Raw genomic sequence first — 18,788 nt, forward strand, 5'->3', positions numbered from 1 at the left:
TAGCCTAGATATAAATTCTCCTGAATTCAGTTGTTTCATTCTGTGAAATCATTTCTAACCTTTCTTGATATTAACGGTTCCTTTATTTTACATAAAAATTTTGTTCTTTTTTTCATCAGTCTTTTGGGTTTTAATGCTTTATATTGTGAGGAATAAAAAGTTGAGAAATAAATCTTTAATCATCATTCTTATCGTATTCAATTGCTTTTTATTGGGCTGCGGCAAGGCCGCTGAAAATCAAAAACAGAGCCTTACTCATTCTTTTGAAAAAGATACCGAGGGCTGGTCCGGATATTTTTCCGCGAACTTAACCCTTCCCGTTTCAGCCGAAAATCATTCAAGTCTGGAATTTAAAAATGCGGCAATTCCCCTGCCTGATCAGAAGAAAAAAGCTCTCTTGCTGAGAGCGGACAGTTATCGCAATTCGATTTTTATGTATGTGCTGAAAAAAATTGATTCGTTTAAGCTCGAACCTGATAGTGTATATTCCGTCGCTTTAACTTTTGATCTCGCCACAAGTATGCCTGCAAATCTGCAAGAATACGGAGGGACTCCCGGGCAGACTATTTTTGTCAAAGCTGGTTTTCCCAACGCTAAGCCTGGCATTGTCACAAGTACGCAGCATCCCTTGATCGGTAATCTAAGCAATGAATATATTGAAAATCTGGAAAGCATCGGAAATATCGCCAAAAGTAGTTCTTCGGATATGAGCTTTGAATTAAAACCTTTTCATTACCAGTCAACGGTGAAAACGGACGGTGAAGGGTCCTTCTGGATCATCATTGGCGTTAATTCCCAGTTTGAAGTTCCTTTAGAGCTTTATATCAGCAATATCCGGATTAGTATTGATTAACAGCCGTCGGATTATTTTAAAGAGACTAAATATGCTCCGATCAAGATCACAAAAATACCAACCATTCTGGTCGCAGGCAGGTGTTCCTTAAAGATAAAAAATGCAACCAAAGCTCCGCCGACATAACACAGACTTTGGAGAGGGTAAAGCAAAGAGAATTCCATTTTTGATAATAAGTATAGCCAGATCCCTGTAGCAATGACGTAGAGTACCAGCCCGGAAATAATGTAAGGATTAAAAAAACACTTTACGATAGATTGCAGGCTGAACGTGATCTCTTCTGATCTTAGTCCCAATTTCCATAAGGTTTGACCGCTGACCAGCAATATGATATTCAGGAGAATGAGTAAAAACTTCATGATTTAACCTCTTGTGATATGATGATAATCAATTTTATTTTTAAACTTTGGTACGAATTGCCTGAAGAATAGATAAAATTCAAAAAGCTGAAAGGCAGCAAAAGCGATAACCAATCCCATAATCGGATACATATAGCGCGGGAAAGCAAAGTAAATTAAGTGAATGGTATTAAAGTATAAAATGATCAGGAACATCATCAGAGGATAAAAGTTCGTTTTGTTTTTCACAAGAGCACTAATCACGCCCAGCAGTCCCAAAAGAACAATGATTCGGTGGTATTGACTGACCGCTTTATGGGAAACATTCAGTATCGGCCTGTCATAATAAGGATAATTCCAATTGCGATAGGTTTTTCCTACAGTATACCAATAGAGATAGTCCTTTTTTTGGTCGGGGAAATACAGTTTTAGTCTCTCAATTCCTGTCGCGAACTCTGTCTCATTCATCTTTATTTCGTTGTTTTCAACCCGATAGCTCATGTAATCCTTTGATTGATCGTAATTGATATATGTCCCTTGTAAAAACGGATTGCCTGATGATTCGGTCAAAGGAATAAAGCGATCAAACTCCAGATAGTTTCTTATCCACCATGGCGCCATGACAGCTGTAATAACTGTTAAAGTGATCAATGTGTATTTGATCATCTCCTGTATACGGTACCGGTAAAGCACCCACATCAATAAAACCAGAACGGGAAAAAGGGCAATTGTCGGTCGAAACAGACACGCTAATCCTAAAATCACCCCTCCCCCCATATAATATTTTGCCTTCTTTTCTTTCACTGCCCATAAAGTGAAATATAAAAGCAAGTAAAGCAAAAACTTAAATATCTCTTCTGTCAGGATTAACCCTGTATTAGAAATATTCGGAATATAGGCTCCTTCTATGACACAAGCCAAAAGTGCGATTTTGCTGTTGTTAAAAACATCCCTGATGAGAAAGAAGAAAATAAACAGACCTAAAAAGTGTAAAACCGCCTGAAATATTCTAAACCCGATAATTCCATGAGAAAATCCCAGCAACTTCATAAAAAAGGCTAAGATATAAGTAATTCCGGGCATAATAAAAACTGTCGGCTGATCAACACGCCCGTAAACAAGCGTCCCTTTCTCCAGAAAGAGTAAAGCACTGCGCAGATATTTGACATCGTCATTATTATCCAATGTATTGATATCACCAAGTAAAAAATAATTGCCGTAACGAAAAATCATAGATAAGGATACAGCAAAAACGATCCCTGCCGTGAAAAGCAGACAAAGCTTTATCCACATTTTTTCATCTTTTAAATTGAACATGTTTACCTCTTGAACATCAATGGAAAAAATTCATGTTAGCGTTTGGAAAATAAACGCGACTGACCGATCTCTTGTTTGATCAAAGCAATCTCCTGAGATAATCTGGTTATTTTCTCCGCTTGTTTGGAAATTAATACGGTCAGATAAAGATTATAAACAATCACAGAAATCAAGCCAAAAAGAAATAAAAAAGATGGAGGGTTTTTAATCCCCAGCCATAATGAGATTTTATTTATGATATTGGGAGTACTTGATAAGATCAGGATCGTTGTGCTCGTGATGATCCATATTAAGGAGTATTTTTCCTGTAATTTTTTTTTATTGACCAGTCTGACGACCAAAACCAGGAAAATTATGCTGAATATGATTGAGATAGTGTAAACATTGATATTCTCAAGAAACATCGCACTAATTTACCTCGACCTTTTCATTCGTTCGGATCAATTCTAAAAATATCGATAGACTTACTTTCAGCATATAATAGATTGACCGGATAGGCGTGATGGAGGATTTGCCGTTTAATCTCTGATTCATTTCCACAGGTACTTCCATCATTCTGAACCTGTTTTTATATAGCTTGATCAAAACATCAACTTCCGGATAGTCGGTTGGATAAGATTCGGAAAAATAATGAATGACTTTTTTATTGACGGCTCTAAATCCTGAAGTCGTATCCGTAATCTTTTGTTTGATCAAGAAACTGACCAGACCTGAAAAAAAGGTGATTCCCATTTTTCGAAATAATGAGGACTTATACTGGGTGCGGTTAACAAATCTTGAACCGATAACCATGTCGGCCCGGCCGGCTGCTATCGGTCCGATAAGTTTCTCCACATATTCGGGATTATGCTGACCATCCCCGTCAATTTGAATAGCGATATCATAATCATGCTGTTTGGCATATAAAAAACCGGTTTGCATTGCTCCTCCAATACCGAGATTAAAAGGCAAATTAATCACTCTTGCTCCGGAAGCGGCCGCTCTTAAATCAGTATTATCCTTAGACCCGTCATTAATCACGATAATTTCACTTTCAGGCAGACATTGAAAAACCCGTTCTAGGACACCGGCTATTGATTTTTCCTCATTATAGGCAGGAATAATGATTAGCGTTCTCAAATTGACACCTCTCCATTTTGTCAGATAAGATCAACTCAGATTCATTTTGGAGGAAATCTGTTCTTTTTTTTCAATGTACAGGGGTTACACATCCAGTGATCATTCTGAAATTCCTGTCATTATTTCTATTTTACTACAAAATAGATAATAAGTGTTAGCATTAATTGAGAAACACCGGCTATAGCTTATTCTGTTTACGCAATTCATCGGCGAGATTTATTGCGATCTCTTCCCCGCCAAGCATTCTGGCAAACTCTTTTACTCTCTGCTCTTCATTGAGCAAGCTCACTTGCGTGACCGTACGTCCATCGAGGACCATTTTACTCAGGGCATATTGTTTTTGGGCCGCACTTGCCAGCAAGGCCGAATGCGTAATACAGATCACCTGTCTGGCTTGGGCGATTGCCGAAAGCTTTTCAGCTACCTTTTGAATTGTTCTGCCTCCTACACCGCTGTCAACTTCATCAAAGATAAACGTGTCAACCGTTTCTACCTTGGACATCAGACTTTTAAAGGCCAGCATCAAACGGGCCATCTCTCCGCCGGAAGCGACTTTAGCCAACTGTTTGGGCGGTTCTCCGTAATTTGCCGAAAAATAAAATTCGATTTCCTCCGCACCCTCTAAAGCAGGTTCGGTTACCGGGGTGAAAATGACTTCTATTCTGGCGTTTTCCATCCCTAGGTCGGCCAGTTCCCTGGCAAGCCCTTTTTCGATTTTATCGGCTTGCATACCCCTGTAAAGAGTTAAGGTTTCGGCCAGATCATTATAATCCTGAAGAGCATCCTTCTTTTCCCGCAGCATATTCTTTTTATCATCCTGGATTTTCATCAGCTCATCCAGTTCTGCTTGCATCTTATCTTTGCTGTCAAGTACGCTCTCAATATCCAAACCATATTTTCTCAGCTTGTGCAGCTCAAAAAGCCTGTCTTCAAGATATTCCAGCTTTCCTTGTTCAAAATCCAGCTGATCCTGATAATTCCTCAGCTGATTGATCAGATCCTCCAGATTATAATAGATGGAATCCAGCTGACCGGAGATTTCCTGACATTGTGGGTCAAGCAAGGACAATTCCTGAAGATTCTTATTCGCTGCCCCCAAAAGGTCAAAGGAGGAGCTGCCATTTTTGGAGCTGTACAGTTTCTCATAGGCTCCAACGGCAAGATTAATGATTTTTTCAGCATTTTGCAGGAATTTTTTTTCCTGTTCCAGTTCCTGATCTTCGCCTGGTTTAGGATCGACCTTGTCGATTTCCTCGATTTGGAAACGCAAAAGTTCCGCCCGCTTTTCCAGATCCCTTTCAGAACGCAGCAGTTCTCTCTCCTGACTAAGAATACTTTTATACTTTTGGGCTGCTTCTTTTACCTTTTTCACTGAAGAAAGATGTTCTTCCCCACCGAATTTGTCCAGCAGCTCCATATGAGAATCATTTCTCAACAAAGACTGATGCTCCATCTGCCCATGGATATCCACCAAGCCCTGACAAAAGGTTTTATAGAGAGTAAGCGGCACGATCCGGCCCTGTACTCTGCACAGATTTCTTCCCTGGTTGCTGATCTCCCGCGCTAAAAACAATAAACCGTCATCAAGCGGGTATCCTTCATCAATCAGCATTTCAGCTGTACTTTCAGGGATATTGCTGAAAATTCCCTCGACACTGGCCTTTTCCAATCCATGCCGTATATAATCCGTGGTTGCCCTTCCCCCTAACAAGACGCCCAGGGCATCCACCAGCATAGATTTTCCGGCTCCTGTTTCTCCCGTGAATGCGGTAAGGCCTGATTCCAGATTCAGGCTGATCTGATCCATCAGTCCAAAATTTTCAATTCTAAATTCAATCAGCATTTTTCCACCTACTTTTGGAGCTTAGTAAGACGGTCCATGATTTCTGTTATGTTCTCTATTGGTTTGACAACCAAAATAATCGTGTCATCCCCGGCTACAGAACCAATGATTTCTTTCCAGTTTACATTATCCAGCAGTAAGGCCAGAGCCTGTGCATTCCCGGGAATCGTCCTGACCACCACCAGGTTTTCACTGAAATCATATGCCGTGACGACTTCCTTGAACATCCTTTTCAAACGGTCATGATAGCTGGTGGGATGAACCTCTCCTGAAACTGAGTAGCGGTAATCTTCATTATTTATCGGTATTTTAACCAGGCCCATCTCCTTGATATCGCGGGAAATCGTTGCCTGTGTAACCTGAAAACCTTCCTGTGTCAGTCTTTCTGCAAGTTCTTCCTGAGTCCTGATCAACTCATTGGTGATTAATTCTTGTATTTTAGCCTGCCGTCTGGTTTTCATCTCTAATCCTCCTGTTTTTCTGAATCATGATCCAGTAAGGCGAATCTGCTTTTTGATTGGTGTGGGTCCCTTGCAAAACACTATAGACTTTCCCCGGAAGGGAAGCGGTAAAAACATTCAAAGCCGCAGCTTCCTCTTCTCCGCCCCTATGCCCCCGGTAGACTGTGATAGAGACTGCTCCTTTAACAGCCAGGAGCTCCAGACAACCTTTGATGGCCTCAATTGTTGATTCAGCATTGGTTACAGTCTGATGGTCGCTTCCGGGTAAGAATCCCAAATTAAATACGGCTGCTTTAATCTCTGTTTTAATCCATTCTCTCAAATCCGCGTGATCAGCCTGCAAAACTTCTACCCGTTTGAGCAGGCCTTCATCCTGAAGGAGTTTCTTGGTCGCCTCAACGGCTTTATCCTGGATATCAAAAGCATAGACTTTGCCCCGGGGACCCACTAACCGGGCCAGAAAAAGTGTATCTCTTCCCAGACCGGCAGTACAATCCAGGACGAGGTCCCCTTCGCTGATCATGCTGCTTAAAAAAATTTTGGGAAGATGCTGAATATTTTCCAGCCCTCGATTACTCATGCCAGCGGTCCCTGAGCTTTTCCCGGACAATCCTGGCAAAGGGACGGCCCCCTAATCTGATTAGCCTGGCTTTAAGAGGGGATGTTGTGATCCCTAACGTTTCTCCCGGGTACATCTGGATAGAATGTTTTCCGTCAAAAGTCAGATGACATTCGTGACCGCTTGTCAGGATAACATCTATTTTTTCATGATGGGAAACAACCATTGGCCTTGAAGACAAGGCGTGGGCAGCCAGTGGAGTGATCAGGATGGCCTCAACCTCCGGACTGACAACCGGCCCCCCCGCAGACAAAGAATAGGCTGTCGAACCTGTTGAGGTTGCGATAATCAGACCGTCAGAAGGAGGACTGGCTATAGGCTCATTGGACAGCTTGACTTGTAAGGTAACCAGCGCATCTCTGTTCTCACGTAAAAATACGACATCATTGAGAACAGTAAATTCCATCTTTTCATCTTTTCTTACCAAAAAGGATGAAAGCATAAGCCGTTCTTCCACAACATATTTTTTGGCCAATACCTTTTGCAAGGATGTGTACAAATCATTCTTTTCTACTTCGCAGAGAAAACCAAGCTTGCCGTAATTGACTCCTAGAACGGGGATTTGATATGGAGCCGCTTCCCGGGCCGATTCCAGAACCGTTCCGTCCCCCCCAAGGGAAACAATGAATTCTACATGCTCATCTTTCTGCTGGTTCCAATCAATTACACATTCCCAATCATGGGCATTAAACCAGTTGATTAACTGAGGAATCAGAATTTCGGCATCCAGTTTGCTCCGATTAATCCATAGCCCCGCTTTTTTGCCCATCCGTTTTCACTCCGTTTCTATCCAGGCCTGATTGACTAATCCTTCGATGGTTTCCAGCCAATTGCCCGGACTATTTTGTTCAAAGGTTCCCCTGGTCAACCAGGCCAAAAATTCAATATTCCCTTCCGGTCCTCTGATCGGGGAATACTCTATTCCCAGCAGATTAAATCCCCTTTGCTCTGCCTCACCAAGGACTTTTTCGATAACTTCCCGCTGAACAACCGGATCCTTTACCACTCCTTTTTTCCCTACCTTTTCCGGTCCGGCCTCAAACTGCGGTTTAATCAGAAGAAGTGCCTGTCCGTTTTCTTTTAAAATTGCCTCAATGGCGGGAAATAACTTTATGACAGAAATAAAAGCGACGTCACAGACCACCCAATCAACCTTTTCCGGAAAATGATCCTGATGGAGATAGCGGGCATTGGTCCTTTCCATACAGACAACCCGGGGGTCACTGCGGAGCTTCCAATCCAACTGGCCATAACCTACATCAATGGCATATACTCTGGCGGCTCCGTTTTGCAGAGCACAATCCGTAAAACCGCCTGTCGAAGCCCCAATATCGGCGACAACCTTATCATTAAAATCCAGTCCGAAAACCTCTACTGCTTTGGCCAGTTTCAAACCGCCGCGCGAAACAAAACCAAGCTTTTCCCCTCTGATCTCAATCAGGATTTCCTCAGGAACGATTGTTCCCGGTTTATCCATTCTCTGAGAACCGCAATATACCTTACCCTCCATAATCAGAGCTTTAGCTTTTTCCCGGCTTTCAACCAGGCCTTTTTTAAAAATCAGGGTATCCAGTCTGCTTTTTTCTTTTGACACAATTTTCCCTTCCAAACTCAGAAAAATATACGCTTTTGCTTCATTCGCCGTTTTCCAGGGATCTCGTTCCCCAGGCAGATAGATTTTCAGTGGATATGTTCCTTGACTATATGTGTTTGATTTTCCGCTTCCTGTTCATGAACCAATGCTGTGGCCCGAACAATGATGTTCTCCATGCTGATCCCATGTTCTTTATGCAATAGTGGGATAGGACCGTGTTCCACATATCCTCTGTAGCCGATCCGGCCTACCCGCACCTCTCCCAGGTTTTCGTCATGAAGCAGCTCCAGAACGGCACTTCCCATGCCACCATTTAAGATATGGTCTTCAACGGTCAAGATCTTACCGGTAAGCTTACCTTGTTCTATGATCAATTCTTTATCCAGAGGGTTAATAAATCTTAAATTGACTACTCCGGCATTAATCCCCATCATTCTCAGCTTATAAGCGGCCTCCAGACACATGTTCACAACATGGCCAAAACCTATGATGGTCAGGTCCTCACCTTTCAGGAGAAGCTCGGCTTTGCCCTTTTCAATAAGGGAAAACTCCTTTTTTATCGGTACCCCGACACCGGATGCTCTCGGATAGCGGATGGCAACAGGATTGTCAAAGGACAGGGCCGTATAGAACATATCCCTGAGTTCCTGCTCATCTTTAGGGGCCATGATGGTAAGATTGGGAATGGCTCTGAGAAAGGAAAGATCAAAAACACCATGATGAGTTGGGCCATCCTCCCCGACAATTCCCGCTCTGTCCACTGCAAAAATAACCTTGGCCTTTTGCAGGCAAACATCATGGATAACCTGGTCATATGCTCTCTGATAGAATGTGGAATACATCGAAACAATCGGTTTTAAGCCGCCGAAAGCTAGGGCTGCCGCAAATGTTACGGCATGCTGCTCAGCAATTCCGACATCAAAATAGCGTTTAGGGAACAACTTTCCGAAATGGCTCAGGCCCGTTCCGCTCCCCATCGCTGCTGTAACGGCAACAATTTTTTCATCTTTGTCTGCCAGTTCACAGACTGTTTTCCCAAAGACCTGGGTATATGTAGGAATATCAGATTTTTTCTTTAATTCCCCATTTTCTTTGTTAAAAGGACCTATGCCATGAAAAATATCCGGGTTTTGTCTGGCCGGCTCATATCCTTTGCCTTTACAGGTCAGGACGTGAACTAAAACCGGCCCCTTCTTTTTTTTCGCTTGTGTCAACACCTTTTCCAGAGAAGCGATATCATGGCCATCAACCGGTCCCAGGTAGGTCAATCCCAGCTCTTCAAAGAGCATACCGGGAACAAGCATATATTTAATCCCGTCTTTCGCCTTCTCCGCCGCTTTGGCTACGGCATTCCCGATCTTGGGAATGTTTTTCAGGAACTTCTGAATATCTTCCTTTTTTCGATCATAAGCAGGCGCTGTTCGGATTCTGTTCAGGTAAGAGGACATTGCCCCGACATTTTGGGAGATAAACATATCATTATCATTTAAGACGACGATCAGATTGGTTTTACAATTACCGGCATGGTTTAGCGCTTCAAAAGCCATACCGCCGCTCATTGCCCCGTCGCCGATAACCGCGACAACACGATATTTTTCATTTTGAATGTCCCTTGCTTTGGCATAGCCGACCGCCGCCGATATTGAGGTGCTGGAATGCCCTGTATCAAAACAGTCGCAGGAGCTTTCGCTTCTTTTGGGAAAACCGGACAGACCTTTATGCTGCCGCAGAGTTTTAAATTCTTCTCTTCTCGAAGTCAGCAGTTTATGAATGTAAGTCTGGTGTCCGACATCCCAGATGATTTTATCTTCAGGTATGGTTAAGACCCGATGCAGGGCAATGGTCAGCTCAACAACACCCAGATTTGAGGCCAGGTGGCCCCCATTTTCTGAAACAACATTGATCATTTCCTGTCTGATTTCTTCAGATAAAATCTTTAATTGTTCAAGACTGAGCTCTTTTATTTGATCAGGTGTATCAAGCATATCAAGAAACCTCACTGTACCTTCCCCCTAGCAAAATAAACTGACAAGAATTCCAACCAAAGCCCCGCCAAACACTTCAAATGGCGTATGCCCAATTAATTCTTTTAACCTCTCCTGTTGAACGTTTTGACCGAAACGATCGAATTTTTGATTCTGGCTGAGTTTTTCCACCAGGTTATTGATGGCCATGGCATGTTTGCCTGCCGCTCTTCGGACTCCGGTTGCATCATACATGACGATTACCGCCAAGACCACCGCAATAGCGAAAGAAGGTGTATCCCATCCATATATTTTCCCGATACTGATTGCCAGAGCACAGACGATAGCCGTATGAGAGCTCGGAAAACCACCTGAGCTGAATATGAGCCTGAAATCAATTTTCCGTTCAATCAAGAAATTCATCATAACTTTAGCCAGCTGAGCAATAAACCAAGCCAGAAGAGAAATCAACATTACTTTATTGGCAAGAAAAGATAAAAAAAACTCCATTTTTTGTCATTACTCCAAATCCTATACGATAACGATCCGTCTTGGAACGATTACAGTCCGCTATTTCGTTCTTCTTTATTAATGATTACGCGTCTCTATATAATCAGCAAAGCATAGAAGGAATTCTGCTTTTTCCTCAAATTTTTCAAGCGCAGTCTTCGCTTCAATGATTTTTTGTTTTAGCTGTATTTTTGCCCCGTCCATCCCCAAAATAGACGGATAAGTTGATTTCTGGAGTTTGAGATCGCTGCCTACCGGCTTGCCTAAAGCATCCTCCGTACCTTCAATATCCAGAATGTCGTCCTTAATTTGAAAGGCAAGGCCCAATGCAGCCGCATAGATGGAAAGCTGTCTGATTTCCTCTTCCAAACCGCCCCCCAGAATTGCGCCTAAACGTACGGAAGCAGTAAGGAGGGCCCCTGTTTTCAGGTGATGAATATTGGTAATTTGAGAGACGCTAAGCTCTCCTTTTTCCCCCAGAGTGTCTAAGACCTGTCCCCTGACCATACCCTGCCAGCCAACGGCTTCAGCGGTTTCCCGTATCACTTTTATCTGCCGTTCAAGCGGGACAGGGACATCTGATGCCAATAATTGAAAACCGTAAGTCAGCAAACCATCCCCGGCCAATAAGGCCGTGGCCTCTCCGAACACTTTGTGGTTTGTGGGCCTTCCCCTGCGGTAGTCGTCATTATCGAGAGCTGGCAGATCATCATGGATTAGGGAATAGGTATGAATCATTTCCAGCCCGCAAGCACAGGGAATGACAACTTCGGGAGCACCCCCGACAATCTCAGCCGCGGCAAGAGCCAAAACGGGCCGGACTCGTTTTCCTCCGGCCATCAGAGTATAAGCCATGCTCTCGGACAAAACATCATTGGCCTTCCATGGAAGCTTTTGCAGAAAATCTTCAATCAGCCCTGTAAAATAGCTGTATTTATTTTGAAACATTAATATCATCCTCAGTCTGATTAAAATCTTCAATGATCATTTGATCCGCACTCTGCAACAAAACCTTCATTTTCTGTTCTGCCTGGTCGAGAAGACCGTTGCAGTGATGAACAAGTCCTATCCCTTCCTGAAATAAGGCTAGAGCCTGGTCCAGAGGAATCTCATTTTTTTCCAGAGCGTTTATAATGATTTCGAGTTTTTCAAGACCGTCTTCATAGGAAATCCCGCGTTTTTGTTTCGCCATAATTCTTTACCTGCATTACCTGTTTTTATCAATTTTAATGAGAGTGATTGAGCTGTAAAAAGTTTATTCAGATCTTTTCAATCTCTTTTACCAATTGTTTTCTGAACTTGTTTTTCCTTTTTAAATTTTATTCTCATGGAATGCTTTGTCCCGCATAGGCTTAATGTCTTTGGATTTTTTTGACTTCACATTCCGCGATTCCGTCAATAAGCCTGACAAACAATTCTTTGGCGGCGGAAATTTGTTCGATTGATTTGACAAGCCCGCCCTGATCATCCTGCGCGATTGCATATCCTCTGGACAGGACAGCCAGAGGACTTAATAGATTTAAGCGTTGGCCGGTAAACTTAAGTATATCATTTTTTTCAGACAGAAATCCAGTAATCCCTTTTTGCAGCCTCTCCGTACGCATATCCAAGTCCTGACGCAGATTATTCATTCTCCAGAAGGGCTGGGCTAAAACCGCTTCGGACTTCAGTTCCCGCAATCGGGTCCGCTTTGTCTCAAGCTGTCTCCCGAATAGTTTTTCCAGCTTGTCTTGATTTAAAGCCAAAGATTTTTTCATTTCCTCATAAAGGGGTACGGCCAGCTCCGCAGCCGCCGAAGGAGTCGGGGCGCGCATATCCGCAACAAAATCAGCAATTGTAAAATCAACCTCATGTCCGACGGCTGAAATGACCGGAATTTTGGAATTGAAAATTGCCCTGGCCACAATTTCCGTATTAAATGCCCAGAGCTCCTCAAGAGAGCCTCCCCCGCGGCCGACGATGATCACATCTGAATCCCCGTGTTGATTGATCCTCCCAATCGCTTGGGCAATTTCCAGGGGAGCCGTTTCTCCCTGAACGGTTGCCGGGGCAAGAAGCAGAGCGATATAAGGGTTTCTTCTTTTTGTGACATTCATCATATCCCTGATCGCGGCACCGGTTGCGCTGGTCACAATAGCGATCCTGGCCGGATATTTTGGAATCGCCCTTTTCCTTGACGCGGCGAAAAAACCTTCAGCTTCCAGCTTTCTCTTTAACTGTTCAAAGGCCAGATACATCGCGCCCAAACCACTGGGCAAAATCTCTTCAACATAGATTTGAATGTTTCCGTCCTTCTCATAGAAACGGACATTCCCTCTCAGCATCACACTCAGGCCGTTTTCCGGGCTGAAGGTCAAAAGACTCGCCGCCGTCCGGAACATTACCGCTCTTAAACTGCATTTTTCATCCTTCACGGAAAAATAACAGTGACCGGAAGGAGAATGCCGCTTAAAATTGGATATTTCACCCTTTACCCAGCAATTCTGCAACAAGTAGTCCCTGCGCAGGACACTGCTGATCTCATTATTTAATTCCGTAACACTAAGTACTTGCGGCATTATCGTCTCCAACCCCAGATTTATTCCCATTATTGATTGTTTATGGTGGTCATTGGCATTTTACGTATTATTTTATCATAAAACAAGAGCTAAACCCACTACTGATACCGGGACATTCTGTTTCGGATAGCGGAGATCCTGTTTTCAAATCCCCTGGAGCCTAGAATACAGGGCTGCATAAAAAAATAAGCCCAGCACCTCGTTTTCTAAAAGTGAGGCTTATTCTTTTGTCCTGTCGGCGGGTGATCGGTTAACCTGTTTTCACAGTCTTTTCTCCACGACAGGAATGGTCTCTTTGCACAATGACCTGGCAGTGAAAAGAATTTGTCTTTTCTCGACATTGATCTGATCCGTATAGGCTTGGTCTTTGATTTGGGGCAGATTGATATCGACACTCAGCAAAGCGGATTGAATTGCGGAGTCCGCCAGATATACAGCAACCCCGATATCACTGATGGCCGTTTTATTGCCGAGAGGGGCCAATCTGGCCGCCAGGTGCATAATTTTCAGAGCCTCCCTGGCTGTCTTCATCGGCACCTCAGTGGCGCTGACCAACACCTCCTGGATTTTGCTGCTCCGGGCCAGCTTTTCCTCATCAGTGTCTTTGGGTAGTTTATAAACAGCCGTAAACTGCCCAAAGACATCCATATCCTCAGCCATGCAGTCTTTCAGAATGGAAAGGCTTTGTTCAGCTTCCTCCAGAATGAGCATTACTTCAGGCTCAAATTCCCTGTATTTTTCTTTGCCTATGGTCAGGTTGGCCACCATAGAGACCATAGAAGCCCCTAAGGCACCCACATAAGCACCGACACTTCCCCCGCCCGGTGTCGGTGCGGAACTTGCCGCTTGCTTCAAAAATTCTTCGATAGTCCAATTCAATGCTGTACTCATTTTCCCTGTTCCTCCTGTTGAATGGCAATTCCCTTCAGCACATTTCTCAACAATAATGCTGTCGTCAAAACGCCTACTCCCCCCGGAACAGGAGAAATCAGGGAAGCAACCTCTTGAACGCCTTCAAAATCCACATCTCCGCGCAGTTTGCCATCAACCTCATTAATTCCGGCATCGATCACCACCGCGCCTTTCTTGACCATATCCGCAGTGATCAGGCCCGCTCTGCCCGCGGCAACGATCAAAATATCCGCCTGTTTAGTATGACTGGCCATATCCTGGGTCTTGGAATGACAGATGGTGACTGTCGCATCATACTTCAGGATCATGAAGACCAATGGTCTTCCGACAGTATCCCCCCTGCCCACGATCACAACATGTTTGCCTCTGATTTCCACCCCGGAGCGCAGGAGCAATTCAAGGCAGCTTTGAGGAGTAGCCGGGAACAGCCCTTGGCCGCCGCTCATGATCAACCCCCGGTTAGTCGGATGCACTCCGTCCACATCTTTGACCGGAGCCACAGACTCCGTAATTTTTCTCGTATCCAGATGTTTGGGCAGAGGAAGCTCCACCATGACACCATGAATACTGCTGTCTTTGTTTAGTTTATTGATGATCTCAAGAATTGAGCTTTCCTTACTATTCTCAGGCAAATGAATCATTTCATGTTCAAAACCAAGGTTTTGACAGGCCTTGCATTTGCTGTTGGCATAATGGACAGAAGCCGGGTCGCTGCCAACCAATAAAATCGCTATTTTAGGAGTTATCCCTTTTTCCTGCCAATCCAGCACTTCTTTTTTAATCTCTTCTCTAATCTCTTCTGCAATTGGTTTCCCATACAGGATCTCAGCCAATTCAAGCACCTCTTTCACCTTATATACGAAAATTTGTTTAAACGTATTATAAAGGATTCTGGTTTGTTTGCCAAAAAATATTATTCTTTCTTGAAAAATCTACTCTCTTTGAATAAAATTCGTTCACTTCGGAGTAAACCGTTTCTTTATCGGGGGTGAATCAACAAAAAAGAGGTAGTTTGTGCTGTCCTGTAGAAATGTTATTTCAAGGTTTAAGTTCAATTCTTCTTTTTTCGATGGTGATATGATGCATGACAATTTAAAGACTGTTCAACAGAGACTAGAAAATCATATTTTGATATGATTAATCAATAACCTTCGTTAAGATAAACGATATATTGTTAAGGAGGAAGCGATATGACCAAGCAGGAAATTTTTAATTTGATGAACAATAACCCGGTTTTCTTTCTTGCAACAACAGATAATGGACAGCCTCGAGTCAGAGGGATGCTCCTGTATAAGGCTGACGAAGAAGGAATTATTTTTCATACTGGAACGATGAAGGACTTATATACCCAAATATCGGCCAGTCCAAAGGCAGAAATGTGCTTTAATGATTTTAAATCAGGCGTTCAGGTTAGAGTAAGAGGTACTCTTGAGGAGAGCAAGGACATCAAACTCAAAGATGAAATTCTTGAACATCCCAGCCGCAAATTTCTCAGAGATTGGAAAGAAAACGGTGATTTGCAGGATTTTTATCATACCTTAGCTGTTTTTCGCATGACAAACGGCGTTGCTGTTACCTGGACAATGACCGATAACTTTGAGCCAAAAACTGATGTTGAGCTTTAAAAAAACCATTGAAAGTTTTCAGGAGGATTTGGTATGAAGATTATTCCGCAGCCCTCTAAAAAACTGGTATTTTGGGTTGTGATCATCACAGCCCTTCTCTGTCTCGGCCTGTTCGTTTTCTGGACAAACCTCAAAGAGCATGGGAATGAAAATGCCACAGACGGTACGACAAACCTGGCCCGGGCATTATATAAAAACAAAACTCAATATGTGGAAAACAACGTCAAAGTAATCACTTTGATTGACCAATTACCCCTGCCTTCGGGAATTACACGGGGAGCTGTAGAATTGAGCACCGCAGAAAAGCCTTACGGTGTCCTTATCCATTACAATGTCGATAATCACTCAATTACGACAGAAGAAAATGATTTTTTTAAGAATTCCGTCCTATTATTTGCCACCATTGATAATGTTGACAAAATTACACATGCCGGACATTGGAAGATCTCCGAACTTTCTTCCTACAGCTTTTATTACACCTTCAGCCGCTCGGATATTGAAAATGCTATGGGGTTTGATGTCCGTGAATACAGTGGGAGTGAGGAAAAGCTGGCCGAGCTGATGGCCAAGATACCTTTAAGGGAAAGAACCACGAATTCCCCCGGATCTTACGATCAGGAATCTATTGGGAAATTATTTTCCTTGTAAAAAGAGCTTTATCCTTCATTCCACCTCACCACTCCGGGGGGAGCTTCTTAATCTGGGCGTAATGAAAAACCGGTCCGTCCACGCAGACGTATGTACTGCCGATATTGCACCTTCCGCATTTTCCTATACCACAGGACATTCTCATTTCTAAAGTTGTGACAATATCGTCATCACGATAACCTTTATTTTCTAAGGCCTTGAATAAGCCCTTGATGACAATTGGCGGCCCGCAGGTTACCCATACGGTCCGCGAATCAACAATTGCTCACCAACAGTTAAATCATGAAGCGCATTGGTTAATCTCCCGACCTTTCTCACGCAAAATTCTAAGAAACCTTTTTTCGTCGGCGAAGATGTGATGGAAATCATGGCTTCCCCTGTTTCCGGCAGGGAAAGCATAGCACATTGACCCGGTTTGTTCCCGAAGCCGTCCTTAAGTTTCTGATTTTCAAAAACCACTTCTGTGCAAAAAAGGGCGCAAACTTTTACTGCGAAAAATTTGCGCCTGGTCAACAATGTTATTCTTATCTCGTCAGGGCTCACCCTGCTGTTTCATTGAACTTCAACTCGTATATGACGACCGTTTAGTACTCAGGCGGCAGATCCTTCAGCTCTGCCAAGGTAAAGACCGGACCATCCAGACAGACATATTTGGACCCGATATTGCAGCGTCCGCATTTGCCGACACCGCATTTCATGCGCATTTCCAGAGTGGTAATAATGTCATGTTCCGGAAAACCGATTTTTTGCAGGGTCGGCAGCGTAAATTTGATCATGATCGGTGGGCCGCAGAGTACGGTAACCTGAGGTTTGAAGGCTAATTCTTCTACATAAGAAGGAACAAAACCAACATGGCCGTCCCAGCCTTCCTCGGCTCTGTCGATGGTCACAAATAAATCCATATTCTCAACTTTAGGCCAATTCTTAAATAAGTCCTCTTTAAAGGTCAAATCATCTTTGGATCTGGCCCCATAGACCACAGTCAGCTTACCGTAATCGGCCCGGTTGCGGATACAATGCATGATCAGGCTGCGCACGGGGGCCAGGCCGATCCCGCCGCCAATAAAGAGGAGGTCCTTGCCTTTACAATGCTCCAGCGGAAAACCGTTGCCGTAGGGCCCTCTGATCCCTACTTCCTGCCCAACCTCAATTTCATGCAGGGCATTGGTCAGTTCGCCAACCGCTTTAATGGCCATTTCAATATGGTTATCCCCTTTGTTGGTAATGGAAAACATTCCTTCCCCCACATTAGGCAAGGAAAGCATACCCAATTGGCCGGGCTGGGGATCGAATGGCTTTTGGTCATCCATGGTACTGATGAAAAAGGTTTTGGTATCAGGAGTTTCCTGAACGATATTGATCACTTTCGCCCTGATCGGGATCAAGGCATTTTCCTGAGCATGATCATGGCTGCAATGACAGTCACCCATTTAGTCGGCCTCCTTTATCTTATTCATAATGGAGGTAATATCCATGTTAATCGGACAAACGTTGAGACATCTTCCGCAGCCGGTACAGAGAAGCATGTTGTACCGTTCCGGAAAATAGCTGAGCTTATGCATAAACCTGTTGCGGACTTTTTCTTTTTTACCGGGACGGGGATTATGGCCGCCGGCCATCTGGGTATACTCCCCGTACATGCAGGAATCCCAGCAGCGGTACTTGATCCCTTCCTCACCCCGAATATTTTGGGAAATATCGAAACAGTGACAGGTCGGGCAAATATAGGTACAGGCCCCGCAATTGAGACATTTTCTGGAGACCTCTTCCCACAGCGGAGATTCGAACATGCCTTTAAGCTTTTCCGGCACTCCTTCAACATCCACTTTCAGTTTGAAATCAAAGGCGTCGGGAATCTTGATCTGTTCTTCGGCAAGCTGGCCTTTAATCAGGTCAAGGACTTTTTGCCCTTTCTCAGTCCGGGGTTCCAGACCAATCGCATCTCCGGAAAGATAAGCCTGAATATCGGCATTCACACCTTTTTGGGGATCAACACTCATTGAGCTGCAAAAACAGGTCTGCCCGGGTTTGACACAATTCAAGGCAATAATTGTGGTATTGTCTCTTTTTTCTTTATAGAATTGGTCCACAAAGCCCTTAGTCAGGAAAACCTGATCAAGACATTCCAGGCTTTTCATATCACAGGATCTTACTCCAAAGAGCAGTTTGGGCTGTTTATCTTCCGGGATATTTTCTATTTCCAGGAACTTATCTTTAGTTTTAAAACAATACATGTTCTCTGTTTGTGGAAAAAAGACGTCCTTTGGGGAAAAACGCACATTCTCGCTTAACAGTATCTCTGTATTTTCCTGCAAGGGTACAAATTTGGATGTCTCTTCTATTTTAGCAGGCACCAGGACCGCGTAATCTTTACTCAAAATATGGAGAACTTCTTTTAACTTCGCTGCTTGAACTGCCAGCATTTTT

23 protein-coding genes are annotated in these 18,788 nt (G+C 43.6%); 3 read left to right on the forward strand and 20 right to left on the reverse strand.

What is annotated here, in order from left to right; all coding sequences use genetic code 11:
* Positions 1-160 precede the first annotated feature (160 nt).
* On the forward strand, positions 161-853 hold the full coding sequence (locus SGLY_RS09335; protein ID WP_013625041.1) for a hypothetical protein: 693 nt from the start codon (positions 161-163) through the stop codon (positions 851-853).
* 11 nt (positions 854-864) lie between these two features.
* Here the strand turns inward: SGLY_RS09335 and SGLY_RS09340 are convergent, their stop codons facing one another.
* From SGLY_RS09340 to SGLY_RS09415, 16 genes are all read right to left on the reverse strand, one after another.
* Positions 865-1,212, reverse strand: coding sequence for a membrane protein (locus SGLY_RS09340; RefSeq protein WP_013625042.1), 348 nt, complete (start codon positions 1,210-1,212; stop codon positions 865-867).
* A 3-nt stretch (positions 1,213-1,215) separates the two neighbouring features.
* Complete coding sequence (locus SGLY_RS09345) at positions 1,216-2,508, reverse strand: glycosyltransferase family 39 protein (RefSeq protein WP_013625043.1); 1,293 nt, start codon at positions 2,506-2,508, stop codon at positions 1,216-1,218.
* Between the two features lie 35 nt (positions 2,509-2,543).
* A complete protein-coding gene (locus SGLY_RS09350; protein WP_013625044.1) occupies positions 2,544-2,912 on the reverse strand; it encodes a DUF2304 domain-containing protein in 369 nt (122 codons plus the stop codon).
* Between the two features lie 4 nt (positions 2,913-2,916).
* A complete protein-coding gene (locus SGLY_RS09355) occupies positions 2,917-3,627 on the reverse strand; it encodes a glycosyltransferase family 2 protein (protein ID WP_013625045.1) in 711 nt (236 codons plus the stop codon).
* A gap of 178 nt (positions 3,628-3,805) precedes the next feature.
* Positions 3,806-5,470 (reverse strand): DNA repair protein RecN, encoded by a 1,665-nt coding sequence (gene recN / locus SGLY_RS09360; RefSeq protein WP_013625046.1) that lies wholly within the window; start codon positions 5,468-5,470, stop codon positions 3,806-3,808.
* A gap of 8 nt (positions 5,471-5,478) precedes the next feature.
* A complete protein-coding gene (gene argR, locus SGLY_RS09365; protein ID WP_013625047.1) occupies positions 5,479-5,931 on the reverse strand; it encodes an arginine repressor in 453 nt (150 codons plus the stop codon).
* Entirely contained in the window at positions 5,909-6,511 is a 603-nt protein-coding gene (mnmM, locus tag SGLY_RS09370) for a tRNA 5-(aminomethyl)-2-thiouridylate-methyltransferase MnmM (protein ID WP_013625048.1), read from the reverse strand. Before mnmM ends, argR begins: the two co-directional genes overlap by 23 nt.
* On the reverse strand, positions 6,504-7,319 hold the full coding sequence (locus SGLY_RS09375; RefSeq protein WP_013625049.1) for an NAD(+)/NADH kinase: 816 nt from the start codon (positions 7,317-7,319) through the stop codon (positions 6,504-6,506). The genes mnmM and SGLY_RS09375 overlap by 8 nt, the downstream gene beginning before the upstream one ends.
* Positions 7,320-7,325: 6 nt before the next feature.
* Positions 7,326-8,144, reverse strand: a complete 819-nt coding sequence (locus tag SGLY_RS09380) for a TlyA family RNA methyltransferase (RefSeq protein WP_013625050.1) — start codon at positions 8,142-8,144, stop codon at positions 7,326-7,328.
* An 86-nt stretch (positions 8,145-8,230) separates the two neighbouring features.
* The gene (gene dxs, locus SGLY_RS09385) at positions 8,231-10,129 is read right to left on the reverse strand and encodes a 1-deoxy-D-xylulose-5-phosphate synthase (protein WP_013625051.1); all 1,899 of its coding nucleotides are present in this window, start codon (positions 10,127-10,129) and stop codon (positions 8,231-8,233) included.
* 27 nt (positions 10,130-10,156) lie between these two features.
* Positions 10,157-10,618: a divergent PAP2 family protein gene (locus tag SGLY_RS09390; RefSeq protein WP_013625052.1), complete on the reverse strand. Its 462-nt coding sequence runs from the start codon at positions 10,616-10,618 to the stop codon at positions 10,157-10,159.
* A 78-nt stretch (positions 10,619-10,696) separates the two neighbouring features.
* The gene (locus tag SGLY_RS09395) at positions 10,697-11,566 is read right to left on the reverse strand and encodes a polyprenyl synthetase family protein (RefSeq protein WP_013625053.1); all 870 of its coding nucleotides are present in this window, start codon (positions 11,564-11,566) and stop codon (positions 10,697-10,699) included.
* Positions 11,553-11,810: an exodeoxyribonuclease VII small subunit gene (gene xseB, locus SGLY_RS09400; RefSeq protein ID WP_013625054.1), complete on the reverse strand. Its 258-nt coding sequence runs from the start codon at positions 11,808-11,810 to the stop codon at positions 11,553-11,555. Before xseB ends, SGLY_RS09395 begins: the two co-directional genes overlap by 14 nt.
* 160 nt (positions 11,811-11,970) lie before the next feature.
* A complete protein-coding gene (gene xseA, locus SGLY_RS09405) occupies positions 11,971-13,176 on the reverse strand; it encodes an exodeoxyribonuclease VII large subunit (RefSeq protein ID WP_013625055.1) in 1,206 nt (401 codons plus the stop codon).
* Positions 13,177-13,437: 261 nt separating this feature from the next.
* Complete coding sequence (locus SGLY_RS09410) at positions 13,438-14,067, reverse strand: cyclodeaminase/cyclohydrolase family protein (protein WP_013625056.1); 630 nt, start codon at positions 14,065-14,067, stop codon at positions 13,438-13,440.
* Positions 14,064-14,921 (reverse strand): bifunctional 5,10-methylenetetrahydrofolate dehydrogenase/5,10-methenyltetrahydrofolate cyclohydrolase, encoded by an 858-nt coding sequence (locus SGLY_RS09415; protein WP_013625057.1) that lies wholly within the window; start codon positions 14,919-14,921, stop codon positions 14,064-14,066. Before SGLY_RS09415 ends, SGLY_RS09410 begins: the two co-directional genes overlap by 4 nt.
* Before the next feature lie 357 nt (positions 14,922-15,278).
* On the opposite strand from SGLY_RS09415, the gene SGLY_RS09420 reads away from it, so the two are divergent.
* Complete coding sequence (locus SGLY_RS09420) at positions 15,279-15,713, forward strand: pyridoxamine 5'-phosphate oxidase family protein (protein ID WP_013625058.1); 435 nt, start codon at positions 15,279-15,281, stop codon at positions 15,711-15,713.
* Between the two features lie 33 nt (positions 15,714-15,746).
* The gene (locus tag SGLY_RS09425) at positions 15,747-16,361 is read left to right on the forward strand and encodes a DUF4825 domain-containing protein (protein WP_013625059.1); all 615 of its coding nucleotides are present in this window, start codon (positions 15,747-15,749) and stop codon (positions 16,359-16,361) included.
* A 25-nt stretch (positions 16,362-16,386) separates the two neighbouring features.
* On the opposite strand, the gene SGLY_RS18430 is transcribed toward SGLY_RS09425, so the two are convergent.
* From SGLY_RS18430 to SGLY_RS09440, 4 genes are all read right to left on the reverse strand, one after another.
* Positions 16,387-16,506: an iron-sulfur cluster-binding protein gene (locus SGLY_RS18430; RefSeq protein ID WP_345786546.1), complete on the reverse strand. Its 120-nt coding sequence runs from the start codon at positions 16,504-16,506 to the stop codon at positions 16,387-16,389.
* A gap of 89 nt (positions 16,507-16,595) precedes the next feature.
* Positions 16,596-16,760: an FAD-binding oxidoreductase gene (locus SGLY_RS18435; protein WP_242823025.1), complete on the reverse strand. Its 165-nt coding sequence runs from the start codon at positions 16,758-16,760 to the stop codon at positions 16,596-16,598.
* A 185-nt stretch (positions 16,761-16,945) separates the two neighbouring features.
* The gene (locus SGLY_RS09435; protein WP_013625060.1) at positions 16,946-17,791 is read right to left on the reverse strand and encodes an FAD/NAD(P)-binding protein; all 846 of its coding nucleotides are present in this window, start codon (positions 17,789-17,791) and stop codon (positions 16,946-16,948) included.
* The gene (locus tag SGLY_RS09440; RefSeq protein ID WP_013625061.1) at positions 17,792-18,784 is read right to left on the reverse strand and encodes a 4Fe-4S dicluster domain-containing protein; all 993 of its coding nucleotides are present in this window, start codon (positions 18,782-18,784) and stop codon (positions 17,792-17,794) included. It abuts the gene before it with no gap.
* Positions 18,785-18,788 lie beyond the last annotated feature (4 nt).

Origin of the sequence: Syntrophobotulus glycolicus DSM 8271 (assembly GCF_000190635.1) — a bacterium.
In the GTDB taxonomy this organism is placed as follows: Bacteria; Bacillota; Desulfitobacteriia; order Desulfitobacteriales; family Syntrophobotulaceae; genus Syntrophobotulus; species Syntrophobotulus glycolicus.